This window comes from Stenotrophomonas sp. CFBP 13725 (genome assembly GCF_014841935.1).
Taxonomy (GTDB): Bacteria; Pseudomonadota; Gammaproteobacteria; order Xanthomonadales; family Xanthomonadaceae; genus Stenotrophomonas.
Map to the genome: position 1 here is coordinate 73670 of NZ_JACYUV010000009.1, position 19036 is coordinate 92705.

The 19036-nt window shown below is 67.8% G+C and carries 2 protein-coding genes; both read right to left on the bottom strand.

From position 1 onward, the window contains the following. Positions 1 to 265: 265 nt before the first annotated feature. Positions 266 to 3904: a hypothetical protein gene (locus IFT65_RS14705; RefSeq protein WP_192082048.1), complete on the bottom strand. Its 3639-nt coding sequence runs from the start codon at positions 3902 to 3904 to the stop codon at positions 266 to 268. A gap of 3 nt (positions 3905 to 3907) precedes the next feature. Continuing rightward, complete coding sequence (locus IFT65_RS14710) at positions 3908 to 19018, bottom strand: Ig-like domain-containing protein (protein ID WP_192082049.1); 15111 nt, start codon at positions 19016 to 19018, stop codon at positions 3908 to 3910. Between the last annotated feature and the right edge of the window lie 18 nt (positions 19019 to 19036).

Consider the following 19036-nt stretch of genomic DNA (forward strand, 5'->3'; position numbering starts at 1 on the left):
CGATACTTCGACTGCTAAAGGTTGAAAAAGTTCCAGTGTTCCGTTGGCAGAACAATGGCGCTGACTACCCGTCTACCCTACCGCGATTTGGTGACAGTGGCGATAGCCCTATCGATCACGACAAAAACCTTTCAAATCAGTGGGTTGACGGAAGAATACGGGCGAAAAGACGTGCAAACTGGCTGAACGAGCCGCTTTAGCGCCCCATTCAGCCACAAAGGGTTGTCGGGCATTCAGACGCCGACCGTCGGCTGCGCTGGATGCCTCAGTAATACCCGGCCAGATTCAGGAAAAATCCTTTCTGGTCGTAGCGCAGCTCGGTCATGTCGTCACTGAACTCGGTGAAGTTGTAGCCGCCGCCGATCTTGAAGTTCTCGCCCACGCGGCGGTCCACGCCCAGCAGCCAGCCCTTGCGGACGCCGCCGTCGCGCACTTTCAGCCAGCGATGCTCGGCCAGCCCCTCCCACTTCTCGAACAGGCGATAGCGCAGCTGCAGGGCCGCGAAGTCGGCGCGGCTGTCCAGCCAGGATCCTTCGCCGCGACCCGTGCGGTAGTCGCCCCAGCGCGACGCCAGCTTGCCGGCGACTTCCCAGCGCGCGCCCAACTGGCGGATGCCCTCCAGGGAAACGATCTGCGAGCGCTGGTCGTAGAGGTTGCCGCCTTCCTGCCCCAGCGACGCCACGTCATAGAGATAGGTGAACTTGCCAAAAGCAGCCCAACGGGTGTCGTCGTGCGGCCGCCAGGCAAAGCCCATGTTGGTTTCCACCAGCTTGGCGTCCGCTACCGGATTGATACGGTCCTGGGTGTCGGCATAGTTGGCGCGCAGCGCCAGCCGCCAGTCTTCGTTGAGCTTGTACAACAGGCGGTTGGTCGTGACCCATTGCTCGCGCTGCTCGGCACCGGAGTCATGCCGGTATTCCAGCTTGCTGTTCCACTGCGCCACCGCGTCGGTGCGGCCGCCACTGACACTGTAGGCGCGGCGGTCGATCCGCCCGAGGGTGGATTCCAGTTCGCCGTCCATCAGGGTGAAGCCCAGGTTCCAGCCCTGTGCCGGATAGAAGTCCATGCCGAAGGTGTGGACCAGGCCGGCGTTGTCCTGGCGACGGTCCTTGAGGTACTGGCTTTCGTTGTACACATTGACCTGATTGCTCAGCCGCCAGCGCTGGCCCAGGGTCCAGCCCGACTGCAGACCGGTATCGAACAGCGGATCAGTGCCGGTACGGTCGCTGCTGTAGCTGTAGCTGCCATACAGGCTGTGGTCCGGCGCCATGCGGTACTCGGCATCCACTTTCGCACCGTGGCCGCGGCTGCCGCCGCTGACTTCGGCCCCCACGCTGCTGCGGTCGCCAAACAGATACCGCGCCCCCAACGTCAGCAGGTCGTTCTTCTCGTAGGCGCCGCCGTCATCGTCCACCGTGGCCTGGCCGGTGCCGTACAGCTCCCACGATGCACCGAACCGCTGCCGATAGCCGATGGCCGCCAGCAGTGCATCCACGGTCTGCAGGCTCTGCTCTTCGCGTACGCGACGCAGTTCGCCGGTCAGCTGGCCGTCGTTGCCCAGCCGCCATTCGGCAGTCAGCTGGCTCTGCTCAAGCGCCAGCTCGCCCTGCTCCGTGCGCGTGTGGCGGCCGTACAGGCTGAAGTCGTCGGTGAGGTAGCCGAGGAACTCGGCACCGTATTCCTGCACCGCCAACCCGGTGTCCTGGCGAGCGACAGAGAAGCCCGCGTCCACGTCGCGCCACCATGCGCCCATGCTCCAATCCTGCGTGGTCCAGCCCAGCTCGCGCAGGTTGGCGCGCGCCTCTACCGCCGTTGCGCTGCCGGATCGCTGCACTTCGTAAGGATTGCGGCGGATGAAACTGAGGCCGCCGTTGTCCGAGTAGAACACCGGTGCCGCCGTGGCATCGGTCTCGGTGTGCTCCACCTTTACATAGGTGCCACGACCCGCCTGCAAGGTGAGATCCGCCCCTTTCAAGGTGTAGTTCTCACCGCTGCGGTTTTCCTCCACCCAGGTGCCACCCACTGCCACGTGGTCGCCGATCCATTGCCGTCCGCGCGCGCCCATGGTCACGTCATCGCTGCTGAACCCCAGCGGCACGTATTCGTAGTCCACCAGCAGCAGCTGGTCGTAGCCATCCAGCGGCATGTCGCGGGTGATGCTGCGAACGTTCTCGCGGGTCAACATCGCCAGCGGCCGGGTCAGGATCAATCGCCCCTGCAGGTCGTCTATTTCATAATCCACGCCTTCCTGCAGCGTGGCGCGGGTTTCAGTGCGGCCGGTGGTGCGGTCACGCACTTCCAGCACCACCTGTTCCGATCCCGGCAGCACATCGGTGTGGCGCAGGTAGTACAGGCTGCCGCCGGTGCCGAGGAATTCGCTGTGGCCGGGCGCGGACTGCGCTTCAGAGCCGAACACCTTCAACTGCGAGCGCGCCTCGCCCAGCGGGGTTGCTTCCAGCGACCGCCAGTTCAAGGCACCGCCGTACAACGAACGCACATACTGCCCGTATTCGGTGCCGGTGATCCCGGTTGCGTAGTTGCCCCAGATCGCCTGGCTCTGGTCCCAGTCCAGGCGCAGGTACAGCCGCCCCTGCGTGTCGACATCGCGCCAGGTGGTGGAATCATCGCCATACACCGGGTAGTACAGATCCGGATCCAGGCGGCGGAACACGTCGCTCGGATCTGCGTCCCAGAAATCCCGGAACAGGTGTTTCAGTTCGCGGTCCTGGGTGTCGGCCTGCGCCGTCAATAGATACTTGCCGCGCATCTTCCCCTTCAGGTAGAACGCCAGGCGCCCTTCGCTGAGGAAACTGTCGTCATCGCGGTCATCGGCGGCGAGTGGCTGCAGGTTGCCGCTGGCGCTGTTCTTCGACACGGTGACATCGGCGATGGCGACCGCGAACAGATAACGGCCGGTCACCTCCACGTCCAGCTGCCGCTCGGCACTGGGCATGTCCTTGGCCTCCACCTGCACGTCGTAGCGGTGGGCGCCCACCGGTTCGAGGAACTCCGCCGCGAACTTCTGCTCCAGGTCCACCGGGAAGCTCTGCCCGTTGATGGTCACCCGGCTGTTCGGCTCCAGTCCACGCCCGTACACCCGTACGCGCGATCCGTGGATGGGGATGTTCTGCAGGCGCAGCTGGCTCTGTCCGTAGATGCTGTTGCTCACCTGCAGCGCCTGCGCGTTCTCACCGTCCAGTGCCTGGCCGAGTGTCTTCTGCACGTTGTCCCGGGTGACCTGCAGGCCCCGATCGAAGTCGGCCGGGGTGACCAGTTGGATCCGCTGGATCTGCGTTTCATCGAACGCATCGCCGGCACCGTAGGCACGCGCCACGTAGATCAGGTCATCGCCGGTGCGCAGCGTGATCTGCTCGGGCAGTTGAGCGTCCCACTCGGCTTCGGACACGTAGCCCGCCGGCAGGTCGATGCGCGCAAGCGGGGTGACCAGATCGGTGTCGGTGCCGCGGTACAGCGTGACCTCCAGCCTTTCAATGAACGAGGCGTAGTTGTTGTAGCTGTGGAAGCGCAGCGGGCGCACCAGGCGTCCGTTCTCGAACGGCACCGTCGCCGCTGACTGCACGCTCAGGCTGGGCGGCACCATGCTGGGGTCTTCCGTGGCCCATACCACGCCCCCGTTGGGCAGCTCGGACATGAAGTTGCCATCCCGTGCAGCCACCGGTGAGGGTGCCAGCGGCACGCTATCGGCTGCGGGCGGTGATGGCGCGTCGCCGCGGATCCGCAGCAACAGTCCTTCGTCGTTGCGGCAATTGTCGGCGTCACAGCGGATGGCCGGCGGATCAACCGCAGGCAGTACCTGCTGCGCGAGCAACGGCGCCGTGGGGAGCAGCATCGCCAGCAGCAGCAACGAGGTAACGCGGCGTTCGGCTTTCAGGGTCTTCTCCATGGGTCAGCGCCCCTCCCCGCGGGTGCCTGCAGCGGCAGGCGGGTCATCCAGGCGCAGGCTGTGCAGCACCCTCTCGTCACCAGGGCTCACCACGTCGATGCGTGCGGCGGCGGCCACGTCGGTCGCCAGGCGACCGCTGATCGCAGCGCCCAGTACCTGGGCACGTTGCCGTGCCAGTGCCTGCTGGTCCGGCGCAGCCACGATCAGCAGGCGGCCACCGCCGCGTGCCGTGAGCGCCTGCGCGGCTTTTTCCAGCACGGTGGCGGTGCCCGCAGCAAGGCGGGCCGTGCCGCGTTCGAACAGCCCGTCACCCAGTTCAATCACCGCACCGCTGGCGTGCGCCGGTTGCACCGCGATCTCACCGGCAGGCATCACCACACCGAAGTCGAAGCGCACCGGTACCCCGGGCGTGATACGGCGAACCAGCGGATTGGGCGAGGTGAAGCGTGCACCGGCCGGCACTGTGGACGGGTCCACCTTCAGGATGAAGTTGCGACCGCGTGCGCCGCCGCCCTGGATGCCGACGAGGTGATAGCGGCCGAACGCATCGGTCTCCATCAGCAGGCCTTCCACCGCCGCGACACGCACGCCGGGGATGCCGCGCTCGCCAGGCTCCTGGATGCCGTTGCCATTGCGGTCATCGAACACAGTGCCGACGATCAGGCTTTCATCCAGCAATGGATCCGCCGTGATGTCCACGTCCGCCGATGCGATGTTGCCGATGCTGCGGTTCTGCCCGTCGATCGCGGTGATGCGGTTGGTGTGCAGCCCGGTGCCGGTGCCTGCACCCACGCGCAGGTAATACACCACCGTGGCACTCTCGCCGACCGCGATATCGATGCCTTCGATGCGCAGCGGCTGCACGCCACTGGTGCGCGCGGCATTGTCCGCATCACGCACCGAGAAGCCGCCACTGACGAAGCTGAAGCCCGGTGGCAGCGTATCCAGCAGCGTTGCGCCGTTGGCATCCACGTCGCCCACGTTGTCGATGGTGACCGTGTAGCGCACCAGGTCGCCGATCTGCGCACTGCGCTTGGCCGCCGTCTTGGTCAGCCGCAGGGTGGCCTGTTGGCCGGCGACGGTAACCGCCACGTTGGCCTCGGCACACATCGGCGTGGGGATGGACACATCACACAGGCGATAGCGGAAGCTGTCGGTGCCGAAGAAACCGGCCGTTGGCGTATACGTGCAGTTGCCATTGCCGCACCACGCCGTCCCTGCGCTCGGCGCGACCACCATCTGCAGCGACGCCGGATCCAGCACGGCCGTGCGTGCGCTGTCATTGGCCATGACATCGATCGCCATCGGATCGCTGGTTTCAGTGGTGACCACGTCGTCAGCCAGCACCAGCACGTTCTGATCGACCATGACGTTCACCGTGGCATCCGCGCACTGGCTCGCATCCGTCGCTTCGCAGACGCGGTAATCGAAGCTCTGCTGGCCGGCGAAGTTGGCCAGCACCGCGAAGCGGATGCGGGCCCGCGCCATCACCTCGGCGGTGCCGTACGGCGGCGGTGAGGTGATGCTCAGCACCACCGCGTCGGGGGCGATCGGCGTGCCGTCCATGCGATCGTTGCCCAGCACGTCGATCTCCACCACACCGTTCTGTGGCATCTCGATCAGATCATCCTGTGCCACCACGCGGTCGCTGCTGGCAACCACGGTGACACTGACCGTGCCGGTGTCGCAGACCGTGGGCTGGTTGATCAGGCAGATCGTGTAGGTGGTGCTGTAGCTGCCGGGCGACAGCCCCGCCGCCACGTTCAGGCCGCCGTCCGCGGTGAAGCTCAGCGCCGCCGTGGCAACCGGTGCGAACGTGACCTGTGCGGGATCCAGAACCGCGCTGTTGAACGTGTCATTGGCAAGTACGTTCACCAGGTTGGTCGCCCCCTGCCCCGCCGGCAGCGGACCCGCCGTGTCGTCCACCGCCAGCAGCGCACCCACCGGTCCCTGCACCAGTACGGTGATGATCGCCGTCGAGCAGTTGCCCGGCACACCGTTTTCGCACAACTGGTAACTCAGCTGCACCTGGCCCGGCTGCACGCCCGGTGCCACCATCAGCTGGCCCTGGTTGTTCATCGTATAGCCCGGCGTGGCGCCGACCAGGGTGGCGGTGACACTGCCCACCGGCGGCGGCGCTGCGCCGTTCCAGGTGTCGTTCTCCAGGACCGAGCGGGCGATGGTGCCACCCACGGACGGATCCACCGGCGTGCTGCTGAAGTCATCGTTGACCGCCAGCACCACATTGCTGGCCACCGTCATGCTGACCGTCGCCGTCCCGCAGACCGCGCTGTGGGGTGCAGGCAGGCAGACCTGGTAGGTGAAGCCAACCGTGCCGGAGGTGCCCGACGGCGGGGTGTAGCTGAAGCTGCCATCGGCGTTGAACAACAGACCGGGCGGTGCTGCACCGACGAGGCTGAAGCTGGAGCCCGGCGGCACGTTGTCGTTGTTGCCGACATTGCCGCTGGTGGTCTGCCCTGCGGCGGCAGACACGCTGTCGGCCGCCGGTGCCGGCTCCAGCAGCAGCGACACCGTGGCCGAATCACAGTTGCCCGGTGCCGCGGCTTCGCACACCTGATAGGTCAACGCGACCGGCCCGGACAAGGTACCGGTCGGGATGGTGATCGTGCCGTCCGCCGCGATCACATAGCCCGCCGGTGCGCCCACCAGGCTCAGCACCACCGCAGCGGATGCCGGCGGGGAGGTCCCGTTGAGGGTGTCGTTGCCCAGTACGCTGGGGGTGCTGCTGCCCGGCGTCAGCGGGGCGCCAGTGAAATCATCAGCCTGTGCGGACAGCGTGCCGGTATTGATGTTCAACGTCACCGCCGCGGTACCGCATACGGCGGCATTCGGTGCGGGCAGGCATACCTGGTAGGTGAAGCCGATCTGGCCGGTGGTACCTGCCGGCGGTGTATAGGTGAAGCTGCCGTCGGCGTTGAACACCAGGCCCGGCGGCGTGGCGCCGGGAATCGAATACGTGGCGCCCGGCGGCATGCTGTCGTTGCTGCCGACGTTGCCACTGACCGGCTGGCCGGCCGGGGTCGATACCACGTCGGGCAGCGGCACCGGCGTCACCACCAGGCGGATGATCGCGCTGGCACAGTTGCCGGACGCAGCCGCCTCACAGACCTGATAGCTCAGCGTGGTGGCACCGGCGAGCGCGCCCACTGGCACGGTCACGGTGCCATCGGGGTTGATCACGAAGCCCGCAGGCGCACCCACCAGGCTCAGCTGCACGCTGGCCGGAGCCGGCGGCGTCACCCCGTTCAACGCGTCGTTGGCCAGCACGCTGGCGGTGACAGCGCCCGGCAGCAGTGGGCTGGCACTGAAGTCATCGTCCGCGGCCAGCAGGGTGCCGGTGTTGACGTTGATCGTTACCGAGGCGATGCCGCAGGTGGCCGCGTACGGTGCGGGCAGGCAGACCTGGTAACTGAAGCCGAGCGGGCCACTGCTGCCAGCGGGCGGGGTGTAGCTGAAGCTGCCATCGCCATCCAGCACCAGCCCCGGCGGCGTGGCACCCACGATGCTGAAGCTGGAACCCGGCGGCACGTTGTCATTGCTGCCGACGTTGCCGGTCACCGGCTGGCCGACCAGCGTGGATACCACGTCGGCCACCGGCACCGGGGTGAGCACCAGCACGACGTTGGCGGTCGCGCAGTTTGCCGGTGCGGCGGCTTCGCATACCCGATAGGTCAGCGACACCGCGCCGGACGGCGCGGCGAGCGGCGTGCCGATCGTGCCGTCCGCACTGATCACGTAGCCGGCCGGCGCGCCGATCAGGCTCAGCACCACGCTGCTGGCGGGCGGCGGGGTGACACCGTTCAGTGCATCGTTGAGCAGCACGCTGGGCGTGCTGCCGCCAGGCACGAGAGACGCGCTGCTGAAGTCGTCGTTACCGGCAACCACGGTGCCGACGCCGACCGTGATGGTCACCGTCGCCGTGCCGCAGACACTCCCGTTCGGCGCGGGCAGACAGACCTGATACGTGAAGCCGACCGGGCCCGTGGTGCCGGCTGGCGGCGTGTAGCTGTAACTGCCGTCGGCGTTGAGTGCCAGGCCGGCCGGCGGCGTGCCGACCACGCTGAACAGCGATCCAGCCGGCACGTTGTCGTTGCTGCCGACGTTGCCGCTGGTGGTCTGGCCTGCGGCCACCGAGACGCTGTCCGCTGCGGGTGCCGGGGTGAGCAGCAGCGACACCGTCGCGGTATCACAGTTGCTCGGCGCAGCCACCTCGCAGACCTGGTAGGTCAGGGTCACCAGCCCGGACACCGTGCCGCTCGGCGTGACCACGGTGCCGTCCGGATTGATCGCATAACCGGCCGGCGCGCCGACCAGCGACAGCGTGACCGTAGCGGCCGCAGGCGGCGAGACGCCGTTCAAGGTGTCGTTGGCCAGCACACTGGCGGCGGTGGTCGCACCGGGCAGCAGCGGCGTACCGCTGAAGTCATCCGCCTGTGCCGCCAGCGCGCCGTTGTTGACGTTGAGAGTCACCGAGGCGGTGCCGCAGATGCTTGCGTTCGGTGCCGGCAGGCAGACCTGGTAGGTGAAGCTCACCGGACCGGTGGTGCCTGCGGGCGGCGTGAACGTGAAGCTGCCATCGACGTTGAACTGCAGACCGGGCGGCGTGCCACCGATCACCGTGAACTGCGCGCCGACCGGCACGTTGTCATTGGTGCCGACGTTGCCCGCCACCGGCTGGCCCGCCGGCGTGGACAGCACGTCATCGACCGGCGCCGGACGCACCAGCAGCGTCACCAGGGCACTGTCGCAGTTACCGGGCGCAGCCGCTTCGCACAGCTGGTACGTCAGCGTGACCGGGCCGGACAGCGTGCCACCGGGTACGCCGATGGTGCCATCGGCGTTGATCGCATAGCCGGCCGGCGCGCCGACCAGGCTCAGCAACACGGCACTTGCCGCCGGCGGGGTGGTGCCGTTGAGCGTGTCGTTGGCGAGCACGCTGGGGGTGCTTGCACCGGGCGTGACCGGGGTGGCGCTGAAATCATCCGCCAGCGCATCCAGTGCACCGTTGTTGACGTTGATCACCACCGACGCCGTGCCGCATACCGTGGCGTTCGGCGCCGCCAGGCACACCTGGTAGTCAAAGGTGACCGGACTGACGACACCGGCAGGCGGTGTATAGGTGAAGCTGCCATCGGCGTTGAACAGCAGGCCGGCAGGCGCCGTACCCACGACACTGAACAACGAGCCGGCGGGCACATTGTCATTGCTGCCGACAGTACCGGTGGTTGCCTGCCCGGCCAGCGTGGAGACCACATCGGCGGCCGGCACCGGCGTCAGCAGCAGCGACACCGCCGCGGTGACGCAGTTGGTCGGCGCAGCGGACTCGCAGATCCGGTACGTCAGCGCGACCGGGCCCGAAGGCGTGGTAGCCGGAGTGGAGATCGTTCCGTCCGGGTTGATCACATAGCCGGCTGGCGCACCGACCAGGGACAGCACGACGCTCGCCGCAGACGGCGGCGTGGCGCCGTTCAATGCATCGTTGGCCAGCACGCTGGGCGTCGTGGCACCCGGCAGCAGCGGCGCACCGCTGAAGTCATCGTCGCCCGCCTGCAGCGAGCCCGTGCCCAGGGTGATGGTTACGCCCGCGGTGCCACACACCGTGGCGTTCGGTGCGGGCAGGCACACCTGGTAGCTGAAGCTGACCGGCCCGATGGTGCCCACCGGTGGCGTGTAGCTGAAGCTGCCGTCCGCGTTGAAGGACAGGCCAGCGGGCGCGGTGCCCTGCACGCTGAAGGAGGCGCCGACCGGCACGTTGTCGTTGCTGCCGACAGTGCCGGTGGCGGTCTGGCCTGCGGCAACCGACAGGGTATCGCCCACCGGAGCAGGTATCAGCACCAGCGACACCGTCGCCGTGTCGCAGTTGCCGGGTGCGGCGACTTCGCACAGCTGGTACGTCAAGGTGACTGCACCGGACGCGGTGCCGGTGACGAGCGTGCCGTCGGCGTTGATCGCGTATCCGGCAGGCGCACCGAGCAGCGACAACGTCACCGTGCCGGGGGCAGGCGGCGTTGCACCGTTCAAGCTGTCGTTGGCCAGCACGCTGGCCGTGGTGGTCGCACCGGGCAGCAACGGGGTGCCGCTGAAATCATCGGCAACGGCCGACAAGGCGCCGTTGTTGACGTTGATCACCAGGATCGCGTTGCCGCAGACGGCCCCGTTGGGTGCCGGCAGGCACGCCTGGTAACTGATGCTGACCGGTCCGGTGGTGCCGGCCGGCGGACTGTAGCTGAAGCTGCCGTCGGGGTTGAACACCAGCCCCGCAGGCACACTGCCGGTGACCGAGAACACCGCACCCACCGGCACGTTGTCGTTGCTACCGACATTGCCCACCACCGGCTGGCCGGCGGGCGTGGATACCACATCATTGGCCGGATCCGGCGTGACCAGCAGGCTGATCTGCGCACTGTCACAGTTGCCAGGCGCTGCTGCTTCGCACAGCTGATAAATCAAGGTGACCGGCCCGGACAACGTGCCTGCGGGCACGCCGACGGTGCCATCCGGGTTGATGACATAGCCGGCCGGTGCGCCGACCAGACTCAGCAGCACCGAGGCGGCCGCAGGCGGCGTGACCCCGTTGAGCGTGTCGTTGGCGAGCACGCTGGGTGTACTCCCACCCGGCAGCACGGCCACGGCACTGAAGTCATCGGCCAGCGCATCCAACGCGCCGTTGTTGACATTGATGGTGACCGACGCGATACCGCAGGTGGTTGCGTTCGGTGCGGGCAGGCACACCTGGTAGCTGAAGCTGACCGGGCCGGTGATCCCTGCTGGCGGGGTGTAAGTGAAGCTGCCATCGGTGTTGAACAGCAACCCCGTGGGCTGCGTGCCGACCACGCTGAACAACGAGCCAGTGGGCGCGTTGTCGTTGTCGCCAACGCTGCCGCTCACGGCCTGGCCAGCCAACGTGGAGACGACGTCGGCCACCGGCACCGGCGTCAGCAGCAGCGACGCGGTGGCCGTATCGCAGTTGGCCGGCGCGGCGGCTTCGCAGATCTGATAAGTCAGGGTAACGGCGCCGGCCGGCGTACCGCCCTGAGTGGCGATCGTGCCATCCGCATTGATCGCGTAACCGGCCGGTGCACCGACCAGGCTCAGCACGACATCACTGGCCAGCGGCGGACTGACACCGTTCAACGCGTCGTTGGCCAGCACGCTGGCCGTGCTGCCGCCAGGCACCAGCGGCGTGCCGCTGAAGTCATCGTTCGCCGCCGCCAGCGTGCCTGTATTGACGTTGATGGTCACCGATGCAGTGCCGCACACCGCGGCATACGGCGCGGGCAGGCAGACCTGATAGGTGAAGCCGACCGGACTGACCACGCCCACCGGCGGGGTGTAGGTGTAGCTGCCATCGGCGTTGAACACCAGCCCAGCCGGCGTGATGCCGGTGACGCTGAACTGGGCGCCCGCCGGCACGTTGTCATTGCTGCCGACATTGCCGCTGGTGGACTGACCCGCAGCCACCGATACCGTATCGGCGGCAGGCGCAGGCGCGAGCACCAGCGTGACCAGGGCGGTGTCGCAGTTGGCCGGCGCGGCGGCTTCGCACAGCTGGTAGGTCAGGTTGACCGCACCGGATGTCGCGCCAACCGGTGTGCTGATGATGCCGGCCGCATTGATCGCATAGCCGGCCGGCGCATCCACCAGGCTCAGGATCACCGTAGCGGCCGCAGGCGGACTCACCCCGTTCAAGGTGTCATTGACCAGCACGCTGGTGGAGGTGCTGGCACCGGGCAGCAACGCAGTGGCGGTGAAGTCGTCGACGGCGGCGTCCAGGGCCCCGTTGTTGACGTTGATGCTGACCGACGCGGTGCCACACACCGCACCGTTCGGCGCAGGCAGGCAGACCCGGTAATCGAACGTGACCGGACTGGCCACGCCGGTCGGCGGATTGAAGAGGAAACTGCCATCGGCGTTGAACACCAGTCCGGCCGGGGTGGCGCCTACCACGCTGAACACCGAGTCGGCGGGCACGTTGTCGTTGCTGCCGACACTGCCGGCCACGGCCTGCCCTGCCGACGTCGACACCACATCGTTGGACGGCACCGGGGTCAGCAGCAGGCTGACATCGGCGCTGTCGCAGTTGGTCGGCGCCGCGGCTTCGCACACCTGGTAGGTCAAGGTCACCGGCCCGGACAGCGCGCCGCTGGGCACACTGAGAGTGCCATCGGCGTTGATGGCATAGCCCGCCGGTGCGCCGACCAGGCTCAGCACGACCGATGCGGCCGCCGGTGGCGTGACCCCGTTGAGCGTGTCATTGGCCAGCACGCTCGGCGTGCTGCCACCGGGCAGGATCGCTGTGCCGCTGAAGTCGTCCGCCACTGCATCCAGCGCGCCGTTGTTGACATTGATCGTGACCGACGCGGTGCCGCACACGGTGCCGTTCGGCGCGGGCAGGCAGACCTGGTACGTGAAGCTCACCGGGCTGGCAACGCCGAGGGGCGGGGTGTAGGTGAAGCTGCCATCGGCGTTGAACAGCAGGCCGTCCGGCGCAGTGCCCGGCACGGTGAACACGGCATTGGCCGGAACGGTGTCGTTGCCGCCGACGTTGCCGGTCACCGCCTGCCCGGCCAGCGTGGACACCACATCGGCCACCGGGGCCGGCACCACCACCACTGCGACGCTGGCGGTCTGGCAATTGCTCGGCGCGGCGGCTTCGCACAGCTCGTAGTCCAGGCTGACGGCACCGGACGGCGCGGCCAGCGTGATCGCTATCGTGCCGTCGGCGTTGATGGCGAAGCCCGCCGGCGCACCGATCAGGCGCAGGGTGACCTCGTTGGCCGGCGCGGGGCTGACGCCGTTCAAGGCATCGTTGGCCAGCACGCTGGCGGCGCTGGTGGCGCCCGGCAGCAACGGGGCGGTACTGAAGTCATCGTTGGCGGCCAGCAGCGCACCGCTGTTGATCGTCAGGGTCACCGTGGACGTGCCGCAGACAGCGGAATCCGGTGCCGGCAGGCACACGCGGTAATCGAAGCTCACTGCGCCCGTCGTGCCGATCGGCGGTGCGTAGCTGAAGCTGCCATCGGCGTTGAACAGCAGGCCGGCCGGGGCGGTGCCGACGACGCTGAAGACCGCGCCGGGTGGCACGTTGTCATTGCTGCCCGCGTTGCCCAGCACGGTCTGCCCCGCCAGCACGGTCAGGGCGTCGGGCGTGGGTACCGGGGTCAGCAGCAGGCCGACCTGTGCGGTGTCACAGTTGGTCGGCGCGGCGGCCTCGCACACCTGGTACGTCAGGTTCACCACACCGGATACCGCGCCGGTGGGCGTGCTGATCGTGCCGTTGGCGTTGATCGCGTAACCCGCCGGTGCACCGACCAGGCTCAGCACCACAGCGGCCGCCGCAGGCGGCGTGGCACCGTTCAAGGTGTCGTTGGCCAGCACGCTGGTGGCGGTGCTGTCACCGGGCAGCAGCGGGGTGCCACGGAAGTCGTCTGCCACCGCCGACAGCGCGCCGTTGTTGACGTTGATCGTCACCGTGGCCGTGCCGCACACCGTTGCATCCGGCGCGGCCAGGCACACCTGGTAGTCGAAGGTGACCGGGCTCACCACGCCGACCGGCGGGGTGAAGGTGAAGCTGCCATCGGCATTGAACACCAGCCCGGCCGGGGCGGCGCCGACGACGGCGTACGCCGCGCCGGCGGGCACGTTGTCGTTGCTGCCAACGGTGCCGCTGACGGCCTGGCCCACCGGCGTGGACACCACGTCATCCGCCGGCTGCGGGGTCAGCAGCAGTGATACCTGGGCGGTATCGCAGTTGGTGGGGGCGGCGGCTTCGCACACCTGGTACGTCAACAGCACGCGGCCGCTGGCCGTACCGGCGGGAATCCCGATCGTGCCGTCGGCATTGATCACATAGCCGGCCGGCGCGCCGACCAGGGACAGCAGCACGTCAGCCGATGCGGGCGGGGTCACCGCGTTGAGCGTGTCATTGGCCAGCACGCTGCCGGTACTGCTGCCCGGCAGCAGCGCGCTGCCGCTGAAGTCGTCATCCGCTGCGGACAGCGCACCGTTGTTGACGTTGAGGGTGACCGTGGCGCCGGAGCATAGTGCGGCATCCGGTGCCGGCAGGCAGACCTGATAGCCGAACGTGACCGGGCTGACCACGCCGGTCGGCGGGGTGAACACGAAGCTGCCATCCGCATTGAACACCAGGCCAGCCGGACTGGCCGTGGTCAGCACGAACTGCGCGTTTGCTGGACTGTTGTCGTTGGCGCCCACGTTGCCGCTGACCGCCTGTCCGACCTGGGTCGATACCGCGTCGGCCACTGCCTGCGGCGACACGACCAAGCGGATGCTGGCGGTATCGCAGTTGGACGGCAACGCCGCTTCGCACAGCTGGTAGGTAACGGTGAGCGCGCCGGCCGTCGTGCCGGCCGCCACGGTCAGCACGCCGTCATTACCGATGCTGACACCGGCCAAGGCGGCAGGCAGCGTCACCACCACGCTGGCGGGGTCCGGTGGGCTCACACCATCCAGGCTGTCGTTGACCAGCACCGAGGCGGTGTTGCCACCCAGGGTGGGATTGATCGGCGTGGCGCTGAAGTCGTCATCCGCCGCCACCAGCGTGCCGGCGTTGATGTTGATGCTGACGTTGGCGCTGGAACACAGCGTGGCGTACGGCGCCGGCAGGCACACTTCGTAAGTGAAGGACACCGGGCTGGCCACGCCCACCGGCGGGGCATAGGTGAAGGTGCCATTGCCGTTGAACAGCAGCCCGTCCGGCGCTACGCCGGTCACGCGGAACTGCGAACCCGCCGGCGCGTTGTCGTTGTCACCGACGCTTCCATTGAGCAATCGGCCGGCCTGCGTGGACAGCGCATCGTCGCTGGCTTGCGGCGTCACGACCACGGTGATCTGTGCACTGGCGCAGTTGGCCGGCGCAGCCACTTCGCACAGTTGGTAGGTGAGAAGGTTGACGCCGGCGGTGGCCGCTGCCGGCACCTGCAGCAGACCGTCGGTGGTGAGCGCGTAGCCGGCAGGCGCGCCGACCAGTTGCAGCGTCACCGAAGCGGCCGCCGGCGGCGATACGCCGTTCAAGCTGTCATTGGCGAGCACGCTCTGCGCGGTGTTGCCACCGGGCGGCAACGGCGTGGCAGTGAAGTCATCGCCCAGCGCAGCCAGGTTGCCGGCATTGACGCTGATCGTGGCCGATGCCGTGCTGCATCGGGTGCTGTCCGGCGCAGGCAGGCAGACCTGGTAATCGAAGTTCACCGCCCCGGTGAAGTTGACCGGTGGATTGAACAGGAAGCTGCCATCCGGGCTGAACGACAGGCCGGTGGGTTCGATGCCGGTGACGCTGTAGACCGAGCCGACCGGTGCGTTGTCATTGCTGCCGACCGTGCCGGCGAGCAGCTGCCCGACCGGAGTGGAGAACGCATCGGCCAGCGCCTGAGGTGACACCACCAGCGAGATCTGGGCGGTATCGCAGTTGCTGGGCAATGCGGCTTCGCACAGCTGGTAGGTGAGCGTCACGGCACCGGCCACCACACCGGCGGCGAGGTTGACGGTGCCATCGGCGGCCAGCGTGTAACCGGCCGGCGCATTGAGCAGCGCAAGCTGCACGGCGCTGGACGCCGGCGGCGTTGCAGTGTCCAGGCTGTCGTTGACCAGCACGCTGGCGGTGCTGCCGCCCAGCGCAGGATCCACCGGTGTCGCGCGGAAGTCATCGTCGTTGGCGACCAGCGTGCCCGCGTTGACGTTCAGGGTGACCGTCGCGGTGGTGCAGACGGTGGTGTTGGGAGCAGGCAGGCAGACCTGGTAGGCGAATGTCACGGCCCCCTGCGTGCCCGGCGGTGGTGTGTAGATGAAGCTGCCATCGGCATTGAACACCAGGCCTGCCGGTGCGGTGCCGCTGACTTCGTAGGCACTGCCGGCGGGAACGTTGTCGTTGGCGGCAACACTGTTGTTCAGCGCTATCCCCGCCTGGGTGCTGAAGTTGTCGTTGTTCGCAACCGGGCTCAACAGCAGCAGCACGTTGGCCGAGCTGCAGTTGGACGGCAGCGCGACTTCGCACACCTGGTACCCGAAGGTGACCTGGCCTGCCGCAGCGCCCCCGGGCACGGTGACGGTGCCGTTGCTGTTCACCACGTATCCGGCCGGCTCACCCACCAGGGTCAGCTGCACTTCCGACGGATCTGGCGGAATCGCGCCGTTGTGGGTGTCATTGGCCAGCAGGCTGTTGGTTGTACCGCCGGTGTTGGCATCCAGGATCAACGAACGGAAATCATCGTCGTTGGCCTGCAGCGTGCCGGCATTGACGTTGACGGTCACCGTTGCCGTCGCGCAGACCGTGGCCTGCGGTGCCGGCAGGCAGACCTGGTAATCGAACGTGGTCGGGCCGGTGAACAGCGTCGGCGGTGTGTACGTGAAGCTGCCATCGGCCGCGAACACCAGGCCTGCAGGCGCAGGGGCGACCACGTTGAACTGCGAGCCGGCCGGTGCATTGTCGTTGATCGCGACGTTGCCGCTGACGGGACGACCTGCATTGGTCGACAGCACGTCGTCCACCGCACCGGGCGTAATGAGCACCGTGATGGTGGCGGTATCGCAGTTGGTAGTGCCGGGCTCACACAGCTGGTAGGTGAGGTTGACGATGCCCGCTTGGGCGCCCGCCGGCACGCTCAGCTCGCCGGTAGGCTGCAGGGTGAACCCCACCGGTGCAGCACCGGTCAGCGCGAACGCCGCCTGTGCGGGCACCACCGGCGCGGCGTTGATGGTGTCGTTGGTCAGGACGCTGGCGGTCAGTCCGCCTGCCGCCGTCAGCGGCGAGCTCGAGAAGTCGTCATCGTTGGCGGCGATGACGGCAGCCGTCACGACGAAGCTTGCCGTGGCAGTGGCACATATCGCGCTGTTGGGCGCGGGCAGGCAGACCTGGTACTGGAAGCTGTCCGTACCGCTGTAGGCCGGCAACGCGGTGTAACTGAAGCTGCCATCGGGGGCCACTGTCGCGGTGCCGTCCGTCGGCCCGGACAGCAGGTTGTATACCGCGTCGGTTGCGGGGTTGTCGTTGCCGCTCAGCACGCCGGGGAATGCAACGCCGGAGGTGGCGCTGAAGTTCTCGCCCGCGGCCGACGGCGCCACCACCAGCTGCACGGTGGCCGTATCGCAATTGCTCGGCGTGGCCACTTCGCACAGTCGGTAGGTGAGCGTCTGTGCACCGGCCGCTGCGTTTGCGGCGACGACGATCTGGCCGGCTGCGTTCACGCTGTAGTCCGCTGGCGCGCCCTGCAGGGCCACCGTGACCTGTGCCGGCGCGACCCCCACACCGTTCAGCAGATCGTTGGCCAGCACGCTGGTCGTCGTGCCACCGCTGGCAGCCACCAGCATAGTGATCACGTCGTCCACCGCATCGATGGCATTAGCCGCGACCTGCACGTTGACCGTGGCGGTATCGCACACCAACGCGTTCGGTGCGGGCAGGCAGATCTGGTAAACGAATTGGTCGGGACCGGTGTTGCCATTGCCGGGGGTGTAGGTGAATACACCGAAGGCATCCATCACCACCGTGCCGCGCGTCGGCGGCGTGGTCACCGTAAAGGCAGAACCGGCCGCGACGTTGTCGTTGTCCGCGACGTTGCCGCTCACCGGCAGGCCGGCGCCCGGCGTGGTCACGCTGTCATCCACCGCATCCGGACTGATGATCAGGGAGACGTCGGCGGTATCGCAGTTGTTCGGTACGGCGGCTTCGCACAGGCGATACGTCAGCGTGGTAACGCCCGCAGCCGCCGTGGCCGGCACGGTGATTTCGCCGGTCGGCGCGATGCTGAAGCCCGCCGGCGGCGTGGCCAGCGTCAGCACGACCAGCGCCGGTGCAAAGGGGGCCCCGTTGAGCGTGTCATTGCCCAGTACAGACGGCGTGGTGCCGCCCGCGCCGGCAGCGAACGGCGCGGGGAACGCATCGTCGACGGCGAGCAGCTGGTTGGCATCCACCAGCACGCCGGCGCTGGCGAAAGCGCAGACCGCCGCATCGGGCGCAGGCAGGCACACGCGGTATTCGAAGGACACGGGCGACAGGATTCCGCCCGTCGGGGCCAGGGTGAAGCTGCCATCCGCGTTGAACACCAGACCCGCTGGCAGTGCACTCGTGGCGGTATACAGCGCATTCGGCGGGGCATTGTCATTGGTGGCCACGGTACCGCTGAACGACGGCGTGCCGGATGCCACGTTGTAGCTGTCGGACAGCGTCGACGGGGCGACCACGAAGGTGGCGCTGGCGGTGGCGCAGTTGCTCGGCGATACCCGTTCGCAGATCTGGTAATCCAGCGACGTGCGGCCGGCAGGCGCGCCGCCGGGTACGGTGATCCGTCCGTCGCTGTCGATGCTGAATCCTGTCGGCGCCGCCGGCAGCGTGACGATCAGGTCCGCTGCCACGACGGCCACCCCTCCCAGGGTGTCGTTGACCAGCACGCTGGAGGTGGTGCCGCCGGTGCTGGCGATCACGCCGGGAAATACGTCGGCCACGGCCACGATCGCGGCCGGCTGCACACTGATCGCCGGCGTGGTGGCGCTGTTGTCACCCGGCGTTGGATCGGTGGTGCCCGGCGGCAGGATCAGCGAGGCGGTGTTCGCCGGCACGGTTGCCGGGGTGGCAGAAGGCGCCGTGCCACTGACCACCAGCGTCACCGCGTCGCCGACGCCGATGTTCACCTGCACGCTGATGCTGTTGCCGGTGCCGCTGGCGAGCGCGCATGACGAGGCCGGCGAGGCCGCCGTGCAGGTCCAGCTGACGTTGGTCAGCAGGACCGGCACCGCATCGACCACGGTTACGCCCAGCGCGCTGGACGGGCCCTGGTTGTTGACCTGGATCTGGTACTGCACCGGCGCGCCCGCGGTCACGCTGGTCGGGCCGAGGATGCTCTTCGACAGGCTCAGCTGCGCCTGCAGGGCAAGCACGTTGCTGTCGGTGGCGCTGTTGTTGCCCGGCACCAGATCGCCGATGTCGGCAGGCGGCGCCACGTTGGCGGTGTTGCTGAGCGGGCTCGGGTAGGACTGGGCGAACAACGTGGCCGGCAGCAGCATGGCGAGCAGGCACGCACCCCACCCTTTACGGGCAAGCGATACGGCGCGTTGCATGCGGTGCTCGACTGCCTTGGACATGCCCTGTTCCTCGCCTGC

Coding starts and splice junctions, on each gene's coding strand:
- IFT65_RS14710 (WP_192082049.1), bottom strand. CDS start 19,018: ATGTCCAAGGCAGTCGAGCACCGCATGCAACGCGCCGTATCGCTTGCC.
- IFT65_RS14705 (WP_192082048.1), bottom strand. CDS start 3,904: ATGGAGAAGACCCTGAAAGCCGAACGCCGCGTTACCTCGTTGCTGCTG.